We start from the raw sequence: 13,690 nt of genomic DNA, 5'->3' as shown, positions 1-13,690 counted from the left end.
TTAGCTAGCAGTCGTAATAAAATCAATAGGTTGTGCTGAAAATCAATGATTTTTGTTGCAAAGTCACGTTATCTATGGAGTTACGTCTTGATAAATATGATTTAAACAAAACCGTCATGGTTATAAATTTGCATATCGCGATGAATCTTTATGCGCAAATTTAAATCATTTATGCTCTAGCGCTATAACCATGATATTCCAAAATGTATATGGAGTTATTTACAAATTTCATAACTTATTAAGTAAGACTTAAGAATTTTTATTTAATAATATTCGCCTCAGAGTTGTGCAATAGCTCTAAAAACTCTGGACTAACTTTATTAATAAATTAATTAGGAAAAAGTATGACTAAAATTGTTTATTCCTTCGATTATGATGGCTGTTTAAATCCCGTCCGTTTCGCTATAGATCCGGATGACTTTCTTCAAATTAACGAAGATTTGCAGCAATTACTCATAAACAAAAACCGCAATTATGATAAAGCATACGTTTTGATTGGTTCCAATCGTCAATCTTTTGGTACCGAACAGTATAATGCCGATGAAAATATAAATGGTTATGCTTTTGAGAATATTCCTTGTTTTGCTAAAGAAATCGGAGCTGAATTTATTCCATTCTGGATGACTGATATATACAATGGTTTAAAAATGGGAACTGCTTTTGAATGTGCTACCAATGAATATACTAATAAAACGGTTGGTTCACATGCATCATACTTATTCGATGAGCTCAAAATCACCCTGATTTATGCGCAATTACAATATATCGCTTTAGCAAATCCAAATGATGAAATACATTTTGAGTTTTATGATGATAAAGCTACTATTCTTAATGCATTGTCTGATTTTTTCAAAAAGAACCAACAACTTATTCCAAGCAATATAACACTTAAATTAAAACAATACTTTGGTGTTAATGATAATTATAGGATTACAGAAAAAGGAGATATCTCTGGCACAGGTATACCTAACTCTAATTATCAAGAGCTTTTAAGAAAACTCGGTTTTGCCATACTAAGCAGAGCAGAGCATGAAAATATTTTATTGGATACAAACAATAATCCAACTACTGCTGAAAAAGTAATACTCAATAATTATAATGATTATTTCACCTTTCCCATTACAGCAGACGAGTATGAATATTTAAGTTGTCCAGAAAAAATTGAACAGACAAACATAAAACACAATGATAAAGTAGATTTAGCGAATCAAACAGAATATTTATTACACTCTGTACCATTGTGAATTAGTCAAATTTATTCGTAAGCGTTCAACAAATTAACTGCTACTTTGCAAGGGTCGCGCTACCTCGTGAAAGATTCCGGGACGTCCCAGTCCCCGAAATCGACTCGCCAACTCATCGGTACTGCATTGATTTTCAGTATACTGCCACAGGGACGATGAAGTTCAGCACTACAAAGCGCATCGCTATTCGATAGAAACTCTGAATCAAGCCTCGTAGGTTTTCCTTTTATCTCAACAAACTGCAGGTCCGTTTTCTCTACAGGCAATAATTTTTTCCTGATTTGGATTAGACTAAATCCCTAAATGACTGCCAATTTTCGAAGGCGTATAGTCACCCAATAATCCCTTGACTTGTTCCCATAACTCATCAGGAATTTGCCCTCGTTTTATTCGTGTAACTCGCCTGTGTCTAAATGCTTGTTTGACAGTTTCTAGTTTATTGGTGCCATTTATCATTAAGTCGCCTCCTAAATTCTTCGAGGATATAGCTAAACAACTGAACTGTCTTTAGTCACGCACGATTGCCGAAAACTCAGAATATTTGCGATGATCCTCGTAATATTTTTTGTATTCATCTCTTGTAGTAATAAAGGTTACTTTCAATGGGCTACAATAATACATTGCTGCTAAACACATTGGACAAGGATGAGCTAAAATAAAAAACTCACAATCTGTTAAATGTTCTGTCTTTAACTTAGCAGTTGCTTCACGTATGGCTACAATTTCCGCATGCGCAGTTGGATCCTTGGTTTGTGCAACCTGATTGGTGCCTTCGGCAACAATTACATTATTTTGGGTAATAATGCAGGCGAAGGGACGACCTCCTTGTTTTACATTCTCTGTTGCTAATTCAATTGTCCGTTTGATGAAATTAGTCATGATTTTCCTTAAATATTTTTATCATATTATAGCCTGATTAGAAGTTATCGCTTTCGGGGCTCATAGAAATGCTGCAGGTGAGCAACTGTGTTGAATAGAGCGATGCTTCATTGATTCGTTACTTTATTATCATGAGCCATTTTGAAGAGGGGTTAATTTTTTGGTTATTATTAGGGTTACCTGCTGTATAATGGTTGCTCATCAAGGTGCTTGTGGCATTATCAAATTTATTGTTACTGATATGCTTTTTGAGACAATTACTGATAGTTTCAGGAGAAGAGTTCAAACAAAATGCGTGATTGAAGTCATAATATTGATTGAGCTGACTTTTTTCGGTGGTAGAACCAATAAAATTATAAGTGACGTAGTTTTTCAATTGCCATGAAGAAGTGTCATTTTGTCTTGATAAATTTATAATTTTAAAGGAGGAGGCGTTGCCATGATCGGAACCAATGGAGGCTGAATAAATGATTGGGATCACATAATCTTTATTTTCAATTTTAATCGCGTGAATTTCATCAAAATGAGTATGTGCTGCAACCAGCCCGAGTATGATTTCGGGATAAGTTTTTATTATTTTTATGAATGATTCTTTATAGATTGACTCCCAATTTTGAGGTGGAACATGCATGGCTAATAAAACATTCTCATGATTTGCCTTGCTTGTTTTAATTTCATTTTCCAACCATTGAAGTTCTTCTTTGGCTCCCTCTCGAGAAGGGGAGAAGTTTGGTCTTGATACAAATACAACGCTATTTAATGAAATAAGCTTGAGATGATCCTTTAAATAAGCAGAATAATAACCGTAGTTTTTGTTTTCATTGCTGATGCAAGGCTTGTCATAAAATGGGCATTTTAAGCCTGTAGAGAGAAATCCATCATTATTACCTGTTACCTTTTGTAATAAATCGAAAGCAGATTGGCCTTTATAGGTAAAAGGGCCATAATTTCTTTGTAAAGAATCGTTATTACCAAAAACATAAAAATAGGGGGAGGGATTTATTTTTTCAAACAGTTGCTCAAAAACTAAATTAATATTATCTCGAGTTGTCTTACGTTTGTATGCATTATGAGCAGGTAAATCCCCGAGCAATAAAACAGCAGGATTTGCTTCTTGATGCAAGTCGATTTGCTCACCAATTTTTGCTATTAAAAATTTGAAACTTAGTGGATCTAATTCTTCAGAAATATTAGGTTGTGGATTTATAGGCGTTGAGTGATGTTTTGTAATATCCACATGAGGATCTGAAATTAAAAATACATCCATCTCAGTGCTAGTATTTGCGGCTATAGAAGAAAAACTAGTCAGATAAAGTAATGTTATGGTGCAAACAATTGTTAGTTTTTTGACATTCATCATTAATTCTCTCATTACTTTGATTCTTAGTAATTCTGCGGAGCTAACGATACAACACCTATTCGATATGAAAAATAAAATGATTTTTTATATCGTGCTCACACTACTTTAAAATAAGCATTACATTCTACGATAATCTGATGATGGTTTTTGAGGAAATTTCAAAATATACGTAAATTTTACAAACTATACATTTTTTGATTATTAATAATGACGTTTATTAGCGTTTGAGACATAAATTGGCGCAGAATCTAGAGAAATGAAGATATTGTCTCCGCTATTCGCTGAGACAATATCGTGAAGAATGAACTAGAGTTTGTTGAGGCTACTGTTTGCTGCCATTTCTTGAACATCCTCTGCGAGATGTTGTTTGTTATAAGCTTCGATAATTAACTTAGCGCATTGGCGTAAATTATTATTTTCCGTTGAACCCGTAAAAAATACGAAAGCATTAGCAAATTGTCTGCTAGGGACGCTTTGTGACATCATCATGTTTGCTGCAGTTTCACTGCAACGCTTGTTAACATCAGCGCCATTTTCTAATAGCAATTGAATTACTGATCGATGTTGTCTTTGCAGTGCTAGTTCAATAGGGAAAATTCCATCTTCGTTAGGCACTGAAATTGAAGAGGGGTCTTTATTAACAATTAAACGTACAATTTCTAAAAGCTTTTCATCCGGAGCATTTCCTATTGCGCGAAATAGAGGTGTTTCTCCGTATTGGTCTTTTTCATTAAACTTAATATCTTCGCAACTCGCTAATTTCTCTAATACATCAATATGTCCATTTGCAGCGGCAATATGGGCAGCAGTTAAGTCTTCAGATACTTTAATATTGGGATTCACTTTTCTTTCCAATAACAAATAACTTACTGTTTTTATGTAGTTATTTGCAGCAGCAAGATAGAGTACTGTGTTGAAGTCTCCATCGGGTACATCAAAATCTATTTCTTTAGGGAGTGATTTTAAGCTTTCTGTTAGTTCTTCATCTGATTTTAAAACTAATCTCTTTAATGTCGGTTTGGTAATTACTTCTAAATGCTCTGGATTTGTACTAGGACTAAACTTCATGTGATAAATTCCTACACTTTAAAAAGTGCACATTTTACCTAATCAAACGCATTATATCCAAGATTTTTTTTATTAATTTTCAATAAGGTGCCTAACAATCAATCATTGTATTTTTTGCATATATTTTTATTGAGATTGATCTCATTAAATTTTTTATCGGCTAATTGCAATCAGTTTTTATATTTAATACGATTGGACCTCAATTGAATATAAGGACGTATCAAATGAAGCTCACCGAATCTCAAAAATTAACATTAATTAATTTAAATCAAGAATTTAAAAGCATTATCAAAGAGCAACAGCAAGATTCTAGTAGTTTTGATACTCATGTGAATTGCTTAAAAAAGCTTGAGAAACTTGTTGCCCGTTGGATGAACCTTATGGCTCCTTACCTTTCTTGGCAAATGAATCAATCAGAAAAACTATTAGATGCTAAATGGAATATATTTAAGCAACTAAAAATAAAAAATGATTTAGGGAAATATAAAAAAGTAATTGAGGAAGCTAATTCTATATTTTTTGATGAAGATTTAAAACAACAAATGAAATTAGCGTTTGAAGGAAAACCAGTCACAGGGATCCATGTAAATATAAATGATGAGGAAAAATCAAAAATTAATTATCGAGGGAAATTTTTTGAACATAATCATTTAGCAACTTATCAAATTAGCTTTTTGGATGGTACAGAGCTGACATGGTATTCATTAGAGGATGAAAAAGAAATGCAAAAAGCAAGACAAATTTTTGAGAATAAGGTCCCTCAATCTAAAAAAGAAATTATCAATGAAGTAACCCCTAAGACTATAAAGGAGGCTAAAGAGCCTGCAATAGATGAAGAAAATTCTGGCTTAAATACAGATAATAGCTATTCTTATGGATGCATGCTTATGTAAAATGAATAACAATAAGTTAAGTCCAGTGTCTGCTTATGTTATAAGCAGGCTCAGTGGAAATTGCTGTTTGGCGACATCCGGGTATTTAAAAAAATGGCAAATCACTTCCTGGAGAACAGCGCTACAAATGTCGTGTTTTTCATTGTGAAAAAACGTTTCAATTAGTTCACGATGGTCGCGCGACCATCGTTATTAACAGACTCGAATTTCAGATAAAAGTGTGATCAACAAATTAAACGCAACACCCTATTAATTTTAGAATCGGTGATTTCTTATAAAATTTTCAAACTGATCTTGTCCACTAAGAGAGGTATTTTCTGCGCTCACTAAATCACTTCGGGACATATTATGACCGCCACCAAATAAGCCATGGGTGGCATAAACTTTATGGCCAGTCCTAATACCTTTTTTCTTCTCATCTTGTTTTACTCCTTCGTGCAATGATGCTCGATGAGCAATTACACCATCACCGTAAGAGCGAGCGGATTTTTTAGCTACATACATGTGATTTTTGTATTCATCTGGGATAGCGTTATAGGCTTTAGCAACATTGACATCCCATCCAGCTGGTTTCATTAAACTCCAGGATGTGTATTCAAAAGATGTCGCTAAAGTGTCGCCAAAAATATTATCTATTTCGGGTGCGACAACGCCTGCAGCTGCTTTCGAGATTGAAGCAAAAGAACGATCATTCCACAAATAAACGGGTTTGCCTAATTTATGAAAATGACTGGCAACTATTGTTGCAACCCCACCACCAAGTGATAAGCCATCTATTGTTATTTTTTTTGAATCAACACCACTGTCTAACAAACGTTGCACTTGCGCGATACCATCAGTCACCAGATCTTGAAAGGTCTCAGGTGTTTTTTTACTGTTGCCAACACCACGATAGTTAAAGCCAATGACGGTTACGTTTAATTTATTTGCATCATAAGCAAAATCACGCAATGCATCCTGATAGAACATCCCATTTCCATTAAATTTAATAATAAAATGCTGGTTTCTAAGGGGGAGGTTAGACTCTGCTTTTGGTTTTAATTCAATCGTATCTAAAACAGCACTATCATGTGTACCCACATAACCACCTTGAATAAGAAGGTCATTTGCATGAGCAAATTGATTCAAGGTCATTTCCCCTATATTTTGGGGTTCCCGCCATTGTGCAGGTAATACTAATTTGCCAATACTCTGGCTTGATGAAATAGAACTTGAATTTAAGAATGAAAAAAACGAGCCTTCATTGTTATAAGGATTTGGTGCTTCATATCTAAACATATTTATCTCCTGTTTATTAATAATCATATGGGGACATCAGACATAAACTTGGTTTTCAGCAGAAATAATTAAAATGTAAGATGAAAATCTGTTTTGTCGCAAAATAAAAGAGCGAGCACAGGATACTTTAAAAGAGCTCTCTATAATTAGGCTGAATCGTGATTACATCTCTGACCACGTCCCGTGGCTTGTCCGCGCGGGGTCCAGTGTTTTAGCGCAGTGCCCCTGGATTTCGCAGACAAGTCGCGAAACGTTGGAGAGTAGCGCTAGACCGGGTTTTTAGAGAGGTGTATCAGATTCCGCTTAGGGAATTTAGGCAAGAAACATGGTCAGTTTAGCGTTAAACGCAACTTTCACAAAGATTACATGCCAGAATAATTGGGGCCACCTCCACCTTCAGGTGCATGCCAAACTATATTTTGTCGTGGATCTTTAATGTCACAAGTTTTGCAGTGAATGCAGTTTTGCGCATTAATTTGTAATCTAGGCCCTTTTTCTTCTTCAATTATTTCATATACTGCAGCAGGGCAGTACCGACCCTCTGGAAAAGCATATTCATTGAAATTGATGTCAATTGCTAATTGTGGATTTTTCAATACAAGATGACAGGGTTGATTTTCCTCATGATATGTATTCGCTAAGAATACTGAAGAAAGTTTATCAAAGGTAATAACGCCATCAGGTTTAGGATAGTCTATTTTTTTTGCTTTATTTGCTGGAATTAAAGTTTTGTGATCAGCATGATTAGTGAGTGTCCAAGGAGAATGTCCACGAGTAATATAAGTTTCAAAAGCAGCATTGATTAAACCAGGGAAAAGGCCGTATTTAAACCCTGGTCTTATGTTACGTACAGCATATAGTTCTTTATCTAACCAGGAGCTCCTGACTTTTTCAGTATAATTGGTGAGCTCAACTTGGGTAGAATTCTCTTGTTGCAAAGTCTCAAAGCATGCTTCTGCCGCAAGCATTCCTGACTGCATGGCGGTGTGTATTCCTTTAATCTTAGGAACATTCAGGAAACCTGCTGCATCACCAATTAAGGCTCCTCCCGGAAAAGTCAGCTTTGGTAAAGATTGCCATCCCCCTTCATTAAGTGCACGAGCGCCATAACTGATACGTTCACCGTTTGTCAGCAGAGGCTTGATTAATGGATGTGTTTTGAAGCGTTGGAATTCTGCAAAAGGATTTAACCATGGATTTTTATAATCAAGACCCACTACAAAACCAAGAGCAATACGTTGATTTGATAAATGATAGACAAAAGAACCACCATAAGTTGCATGATCCATTGGCCAGCCTACAGTATGAATCACTTGTCCTGGTTTATATTGCTCTGCGGTGACCTGCCATATTTCCTTAATACCTAAACCATAGGTTTGTGGATTGACTTTATCTCTTAAATGATAACGCGACATTAGATTTTGACTGAGTTGTCCACGGCAACCTTCAGCTAATAAAGTTTGTTTGGCAAGTAAATGCATTCCAGGTTGATAATTATGGGTTTTTTCTTTATTTTTATCGAGGCCAACACAACCTGTTACCACTCCAATTACTTGATTCTGATCATTATAAAGTGCTTTTACTGCGGAAAAACCGGGATAAATTTCACAACCTAAAGCCTCTGCTTGTTCTGCAAGAAAAATACAAAGTTCACCTAAGCTAATAATATAATTTCCTCCATTGTGCATAGGCTTGGGTGTAGGGAGCTTATAGGAATGGTTTTGAGTTAGGAAATAAAAAAAATCTTCTTTTACAGGTGTATCTAAAGGAGCTTCTTGCCAAGTGCTAGGAAGTAATTCTTTAAGGCTTCTCGGTTCTAGAACGGCTCCTGAAAGAATATGTGCTCCGACTTGGGCTCCTTTTTCTAAAATACAAACAGATATTTCTTTTTGTGCGCTGAGAGCAAGCTGTTTTAGTTTAATCGCAGCAGATAACCCCGCTGGTCCTGCACCTACGATGATGACATCAAATTCCATGGTTTCGTAGTCCACACGCACTCCTAACAATGATTAAAAAAGATAAAATAATCGCTTTTCTGTGCATTAAGATCAAGATTAATATTTAAAATTAATGAAAAGTAGCAATAGGGTTCTTACATAATTCGAAAATTTAGTTATGATAATCTTCATTGCTCTTAAAAAGGAGATAACATGCCGGAAATTGTTACTAAACATCCAGACATAGTTTTTAAAATACTTAAAGAAGCTCATATTAAATGTGGTACTGGTGAAAATCAAACCATCCTTAAGACATGCCCTTCGGATAAATTCTGCTCATTACCCACTGGTGAATTATGTATTTACGGCATTAAAGATGTTTCCCAAATGACACAAATAAACGTTTTTGAGCTGTTTCGAGGGGCAAATACGCTTATGCCTTTAATGGGTTTGTTTATTATGATATTTGTGCTAGGGATATTAACTGGAATAAAAATTAGCAAAAAATAAAGGGCACCATAATAAAAAATTCGATAAGAAAATCAGTCGTACTATTCTGTTTACTATTTATTTTTTATACGGAAAATAAGCTACACTGTTTGGTAGAGAGTGCGAAAGGAGCTTGTCAATGAAAATAATACTTGGCTGGTTGTTTCTTAGTTTTTCAATGATGACTTATGCAAATGATAAGCTAACTCTAGATGTTAATGTAAGTAGCCCCAATTTCGAAGTCACTTTACCTGCAAATCCAACTACCGGATTTCAATGGTCCGTTGTTCATTACAATAAGAAGTTATTAACCCTAAGCAATAGTTATTATGAGCAACCAAAAACTAAACTTATAGGTGCTAGTGGCCAAATGCATTTTATTTTTACTTTACAAAAAGGAAAAAACTATCCTGCAAGTACTGATATCCTATTTAAATATGCACGCTCTTGGGAACCCTCAAGTGCAACAACGAGAAATATCAAAGTGAATTTTGTAAAAGCTGATGGAAAGAAGTAAAGTCTAAGCGTGGCCTGGTAATATAGTGCTATTACCAGGTTAAAGCTTTGCTTGGTAAGCAAGCCTTTCACCAAGAACAAGCATACCCCCCTGAACAGCAGATACTTTGCTTTTATCTAGAAACCATATCAGGTTTTATAAATTTAAACGGTAAATATCGTGGTTCCCAAAACATATCAATGACTAATTTTTCCAAGTCAGCCTCTTTATTTTTCTGAGCATACCCTGAATCAATAGCACAACGAGCCACAGCTATAGCAATTTCTTTAGCAACCGTTTGGGCATCGTCCAAGGAAGGAAGTAAAGGAAGGTAGCTTTCTTTTTTGCTTGGAGCAAATTTGCAAAGAGCATGTGCAGCAGCCAGAATCATATCTTTGGTGAGTCGGGTAGCATTTACAGAAAGCACTCCAAGGCCTATTCCTGGGAATACCAACGCATTATTACATTGAGCAATTTGTACCATACGGTTATGAAATTCCACAGGTGGGAATGCAGTACCTGTTGCAATCAATGCTTTTCCTTGGCTCCAAGTTAATATATCCGCTGGTTTTGCTTCACATCGTTCATCTGGATTAGAAAGTGGAAAAATAATAGGGCGCTCACAATGAGTGGACATCGTTTCTATGATGTCTTGCGAAAAAGCTCCGGGCTGAGCAGAGCAACCAATAAGGATGGTAGGTTTAACATGTCTCACAGTATCGGTAAGTGAGGGATGGTGTTTTTCATTAATTGCCCATTGTGCAATTTCTTTAGGATCACGAGTATAAGGTTTTTGGGCTTCAGTAAGATCTGGGTCTGTACTAAGTAATAAACCTTGTCTGTCAATCAACCAAAAGCGTTGATAGGCTTCTTCTGAGCTAATCCCTTCCCGTACCATAGCATCAACAATTTGGTCGCTAATTCCAGTGCCGGCTGAGCCTGCGCCAAAAACAACGATGCGCTGCTCTTGTAGTTTTGAATGTGTTACATCGCAAGCAGCTAATAAGGCAGCTAAGGTTACGGCACCCGTCCCTTGAATATCATCATTAAAGGTACATAATTGATCTTGAAATTTTTCTAAGATACGACGTGCATTACCTCGCCCAAAATCTTCCCAATGTAAAAAGGCATTAGGAAATTGCTTATGAATTTCATGAACAAAAGTAGAAATAAAATCATCATATGCTGCTGGATTAATGCGTGGATGACGACACCCTAAGTACATTGGATCATTTAACAAATCTTGATTGTTGGTGCCTACATCAAGAAATATAGGTAAAGTTCGTGTTGGTTCAATACCACCGCATAAACAATAGACCATTAATTTAGCAACTGGAATATCCATGCCACCGATGCCTTGATCCCCAATGCCTAGGACACCCTCACCATCAGTGACAACGATCACGTCGATTTCAGGATTAGAGCGGTTTTTTAATATTTCTTCAATTTGATTTTTATCGGAATGAGAAATATATAAGCCTCGAGGTTGTCTGTATTCATGACTAAAGCGTTTTACCGCTGTTCCTACAATAGGAGTGTAAATTGTAGGCAACATTTCACCTAAATGTTTAATAATTAGCTTATAAAAAAGAATTTGATTTTTATCGTGTAAGTTATTTAGGTAAATATTTTGTTGCAATCGTGTCGTATAACTTGAATATTGTAGGTACGCTCGTTTCACTTGCTCATCGAGTGTTTCAACTCGATGAGGGAGTTTGCCTAATAGACCGAATTCTTTTCTTTCTTCATTAGTGAATGCGGTGCCTTTATTCAGTTGTGGTGTAGTTAGTAGGGGTTTACCACAAATAGAAGTCTCAAGATATTGTTCACCAGTTTGTGGATCACGTTGCAATTTAAAATCAAGCATGGCTCTCTCATACAGATGGCGTTGGAGTTTGTCTAATGATAATATTGGTGTTTTGTAGTTTACAATAGGTTGAGTATGAATAAATGTTGGGTGGCACTATTAATTGCTTTGGGATTGGCCTCTTGCTCAGCGAAAAACGAATATTATTACCAAACGCATCCTGATGAATTACAACAAGCTCTGAAAGCCTGTCCGGAAAGACAACCTCAAGGATTAACTTGTGAACAAATGGAAACTCTTGCTACTCGTATGAATGAGCTTGCATATCAATTACAGATGAGTCCCCAAGGCTTTGGCCAAAAAATTATAGCGTTGCAAGAAGCTATTGCTAAAGAGCAAAACCAATTAAACACTGAACGTAATAATGAAAACTTAGAAGCAAGTTTGATGAAGAAGAAACAAGATTTGGCTGATCACTTGGCAGTGGTTAGATGGTTTGAATCTCCCAAGAGTTAATCATGAGAGTATTGATCAGTAATGATGATGGAGTTTTCGCGCCTGGGATTAATATCTTAGCTAAAGAACTTTCAACTTTTGTAGACATTGAGGTAGTTGCCCCGGATAGAAATAGAAGTGGGGCAAGTAATTCTTTAACATTATCTCAACCCATCACAGTTAAAAAATTAGAAAATGGGTATTACAGCGTTGAAGGCACTCCAACTGACTGTGTGCATTTAGCAGTAACTGGATTTTTAAACTCCGAAATTGATATGGTTGTTTCTGGAATTAACGAAGGGGGAAATTTAGGCGATGATATCCTTTATTCAGGTACAGTCGCTGCTGCCATGGAAGGTCGTTATTTGGGGTTGCCGGCGCTTGCAATTTCAATGGTTGGTCATGATATTCAACATTATGAAACAGCAGCAATTATTACGAAACAATTAGTGATGCAACTTAGTATACACAGGCTGCCCTCACAGACTATTTTAAATGTTAATATTCCTAATTTACCCTTAGATAAAATAAAGGGTTTGCAAGTTACCCGATTAGGAACACGTCATGGTGCAGAGCCTGTTGTCAAGGATACTGATCCCAGAGGACGACCTATTTACTGGATTGGTTTGCCAGGAGCAGAGGCTGATGCCGGGCCTGGAACTGATTTTTATGCTATTAATGAAGGGTATGTTTCGGTCACGCCTCTTCATTTAGATATGACAAATTATAAAATGTTTGATCAGTTAGCCCATTGGCTTGATGGTATCCATGTTCAAGAAGAATAATGTAACGTTAGAGCTATATCTCGTATCAATTCGTGCATTGTACGGGATAACGTTCGTAGCGACAAAAAGGCTTTTATACCTTGTATGTTGAGCTCACGTTAATTTAACCCGAACAATGCAGTCGCGCTTGTAGCTATAACGATTTCAGAAATAGTAGAAATCTGTATAAGGCTCAACAGAATTATTTAAGTTTTAGTTGAGGTAATTGATGATAAGTTCATTTTTCAAAAAACTTTTATGCCTTTTCCTCCCACTGATTTTGGTTGGTTGTGGAAAGAATTGGGCACCGGTTAGTGAGTTACGCTGGTATTCTCAAAAAGTACATGTTGTGAAACGTGGGGAGACACTTTATTCAATCGCATTTCGTTATGATACTGATTATAAGACCTTGGCGCGTTTAAATCATATTAATCCGCCTTATTCTTTAAGAGTGGGCCAAATCATAAATTTACGAAATATTCCGCGCCATAAGCAAGTTTCGCGCAATTTAAGGGCATATAATAAACCTTATTATGCTCCTCCAAAGCCAAGGCCAGTCGTAATCCATTCGCCTGCTAATCGATACGCCCGTTCTGCTTCAGGCTGGTTATGGCCGGTAAGTGGGCGTGTAGTGACTACATTTATCCCTGATCAAGGTAAAAAAGGCATAAACATTGCATGTAAAAAAGGTGAAAGAGTACTTGCGGCCGCAAGTGGAGTAGTCGCTTATGCTGGAAGTGGGCTGGCAGGTTATGGTAACTTAATTATTATTAAACATAATTATGGATATTTAACTGCTTATGGTCATAATGCAAGAGTTATGGTTGCTGAGGGGCAGCATGTGAAGGCAGGCCAGGTTATTGCGGAAGCAGGTGTTATCGACCATAAATATATAGGTGTTCATTTTGAAATTAGAAAGTCAGGTGTTCCTGTCAATCCATTGAATTATCTACAAAAAGGTTGACAGATTACTTGTAGTT

General features: G+C 36.2%; 14 protein-coding genes. 7 read left to right on the top strand and 7 right to left on the bottom strand.

Annotated elements, in window-relative coordinates; all coding sequences use genetic code 11:
* Positions 1-344 precede the first annotated feature (344 nt).
* Positions 345-1,244: a hypothetical protein gene (locus DYH34_RS12080; protein ID WP_058465551.1), complete on the top strand. Its 900-nt coding sequence runs from the start codon at positions 345-347 to the stop codon at positions 1,242-1,244.
* Between the two features lie 291 nt (positions 1,245-1,535).
* On the opposite strand, the gene DYH34_RS12075 is transcribed toward DYH34_RS12080, so the two are convergent.
* The 4 genes from DYH34_RS12075 to DYH34_RS12060 form a co-directional block, all read right to left on the bottom strand.
* On the bottom strand, positions 1,536-1,700 hold the full coding sequence (locus tag DYH34_RS12075; protein ID WP_238589531.1) for a hypothetical protein: 165 nt from the start codon (positions 1,698-1,700) through the stop codon (positions 1,536-1,538).
* Positions 1,701-1,751: 51 nt separating this feature from the next.
* Positions 1,752-2,123, bottom strand: a complete 372-nt coding sequence (locus tag DYH34_RS12070) for a nucleoside deaminase (RefSeq protein WP_115342615.1) — start codon at positions 2,121-2,123, stop codon at positions 1,752-1,754.
* Between the two features lie 118 nt (positions 2,124-2,241).
* Positions 2,242-3,483: a metallophosphoesterase gene (locus tag DYH34_RS12065; RefSeq protein ID WP_058465605.1), complete on the bottom strand. Its 1,242-nt coding sequence runs from the start codon at positions 3,481-3,483 to the stop codon at positions 2,242-2,244.
* A 306-nt stretch (positions 3,484-3,789) separates the two neighbouring features.
* Entirely contained in the window at positions 3,790-4,551 is a 762-nt protein-coding gene (locus DYH34_RS12060) for an ankyrin repeat domain-containing protein (RefSeq protein WP_058465606.1), read from the bottom strand.
* A 224-nt stretch (positions 4,552-4,775) separates the two neighbouring features.
* On the opposite strand from DYH34_RS12060, the gene DYH34_RS12055 reads away from it, so the two are divergent.
* Complete coding sequence (locus DYH34_RS12055; protein WP_058465607.1) at positions 4,776-5,444, top strand: tudor domain-containing protein; 669 nt, start codon at positions 4,776-4,778, stop codon at positions 5,442-5,444.
* A gap of 255 nt (positions 5,445-5,699) precedes the next feature.
* Here DYH34_RS12055 and DYH34_RS12050 read toward each other — a convergent pair whose 3' ends face one another.
* Both DYH34_RS12050 and DYH34_RS12045 read right to left on the bottom strand, forming a co-directional pair.
* Positions 5,700-6,722: an alpha/beta hydrolase family protein gene (locus DYH34_RS12050; protein ID WP_058465608.1), complete on the bottom strand. Its 1,023-nt coding sequence runs from the start codon at positions 6,720-6,722 to the stop codon at positions 5,700-5,702.
* Between the two features lie 362 nt (positions 6,723-7,084).
* Positions 7,085-8,713: an electron transfer flavoprotein-ubiquinone oxidoreductase gene (locus tag DYH34_RS12045; protein WP_058465609.1), complete on the bottom strand. Its 1,629-nt coding sequence runs from the start codon at positions 8,711-8,713 to the stop codon at positions 7,085-7,087.
* Between the two features lie 159 nt (positions 8,714-8,872).
* Here DYH34_RS12045 and DYH34_RS12040 point away from each other — a divergent pair, with 159 nt between their 5' ends.
* Positions 8,873-9,169, top strand: a complete 297-nt coding sequence (locus DYH34_RS12040; RefSeq protein ID WP_058465610.1) for a hypothetical protein — start codon at positions 8,873-8,875, stop codon at positions 9,167-9,169.
* Positions 9,170-9,287: 118 nt separating this feature from the next.
* Positions 9,288-9,665, top strand: coding sequence for a protease inhibitor I42 family protein (locus DYH34_RS12035; RefSeq protein ID WP_058465611.1), 378 nt, complete (start codon positions 9,288-9,290; stop codon positions 9,663-9,665).
* Between the two features lie 112 nt (positions 9,666-9,777).
* Here the strand turns inward: DYH34_RS12035 and DYH34_RS12030 are convergent, their stop codons facing one another.
* Positions 9,778-11,511 (bottom strand): NAD-dependent malic enzyme, encoded by a 1,734-nt coding sequence (locus tag DYH34_RS12030; RefSeq protein ID WP_058465612.1) that lies wholly within the window; start codon positions 11,509-11,511, stop codon positions 9,778-9,780.
* Between the two features lie 75 nt (positions 11,512-11,586).
* Between DYH34_RS12030 and DYH34_RS12025 the strand changes: the two genes are divergently transcribed.
* The 3 genes from DYH34_RS12025 to DYH34_RS12015 all read left to right on the top strand — a co-directional run bounded on the left by DYH34_RS12025 (position 11,587) and on the right by DYH34_RS12015 (position 13,674).
* On the top strand, positions 11,587-11,967 hold the full coding sequence (locus DYH34_RS12025; RefSeq protein ID WP_058465613.1) for a hypothetical protein: 381 nt from the start codon (positions 11,587-11,589) through the stop codon (positions 11,965-11,967).
* 2 nt (positions 11,968-11,969) lie between these two features.
* The gene (surE, locus tag DYH34_RS12020; protein WP_058465614.1) at positions 11,970-12,731 is read left to right on the top strand and encodes a 5'/3'-nucleotidase SurE; all 762 of its coding nucleotides are present in this window, start codon (positions 11,970-11,972) and stop codon (positions 12,729-12,731) included.
* A 208-nt stretch (positions 12,732-12,939) separates the two neighbouring features.
* Positions 12,940-13,674: a peptidoglycan DD-metalloendopeptidase family protein gene (locus DYH34_RS12015; RefSeq protein ID WP_058465615.1), complete on the top strand. Its 735-nt coding sequence runs from the start codon at positions 12,940-12,942 to the stop codon at positions 13,672-13,674.
* Positions 13,675-13,690 lie beyond the last annotated feature (16 nt).

Source organism: Legionella cincinnatiensis, from assembly GCF_900452415.1.
Taxonomy (GTDB): Bacteria; Pseudomonadota; Gammaproteobacteria; order Legionellales; family Legionellaceae; genus Legionella; species Legionella cincinnatiensis.
The sequence above is the reverse complement of the archived record's forward strand: the minus strand, read 5'-3'. Positions and strand labels throughout refer to the sequence as shown.

What these genes read in the sequence shown, in the direction of transcription:
- DYH34_RS12080 (WP_058465551.1), top strand. Translation starts at nt 345, where the DNA reads ATGACTAAAATTGTTTATTCCTTCGATTATGATGGCTGTTTAAATCCC.
- DYH34_RS12075 (WP_238589531.1), bottom strand. Translation starts at nt 1,700, where the DNA reads ATGATAAATGGCACCAATAAACTAGAAACTGTCAAACAAGCATTTAGA.
- DYH34_RS12070 (WP_115342615.1), bottom strand. Translation starts at nt 2,123, where the DNA reads ATGACTAATTTCATCAAACGGACAATTGAATTAGCAACAGAGAATGTA.
- DYH34_RS12065 (WP_058465605.1), bottom strand. Translation starts at nt 3,483, where the DNA reads ATGATGAATGTCAAAAAACTAACAATTGTTTGCACCATAACATTACTT.
- DYH34_RS12060 (WP_058465606.1), bottom strand. Translation starts at nt 4,551, where the DNA reads ATGAAGTTTAGTCCTAGTACAAATCCAGAGCATTTAGAAGTAATTACC.
- DYH34_RS12055 (WP_058465607.1), top strand. Translation starts at nt 4,776, where the DNA reads ATGAAGCTCACCGAATCTCAAAAATTAACATTAATTAATTTAAATCAA.
- DYH34_RS12050 (WP_058465608.1), bottom strand. Translation starts at nt 6,722, where the DNA reads ATGTTTAGATATGAAGCACCAAATCCTTATAACAATGAAGGCTCGTTT.
- DYH34_RS12040 (WP_058465610.1), top strand. Translation starts at nt 8,873, where the DNA reads ATGCCGGAAATTGTTACTAAACATCCAGACATAGTTTTTAAAATACTT.
- DYH34_RS12035 (WP_058465611.1), top strand. Translation starts at nt 9,288, where the DNA reads ATGAAAATAATACTTGGCTGGTTGTTTCTTAGTTTTTCAATGATGACT.
- DYH34_RS12030 (WP_058465612.1), bottom strand. Translation starts at nt 11,511, where the DNA reads ATGCTTGATTTTAAATTGCAACGTGATCCACAAACTGGTGAACAATAT.
- DYH34_RS12025 (WP_058465613.1), top strand. Translation starts at nt 11,587, where the DNA reads ATGAATAAATGTTGGGTGGCACTATTAATTGCTTTGGGATTGGCCTCT.
- surE (WP_058465614.1), top strand. Translation starts at nt 11,970, where the DNA reads ATGAGAGTATTGATCAGTAATGATGATGGAGTTTTCGCGCCTGGGATT.
- DYH34_RS12015 (WP_058465615.1), top strand. Translation starts at nt 12,940, where the DNA reads ATGATAAGTTCATTTTTCAAAAAACTTTTATGCCTTTTCCTCCCACTG.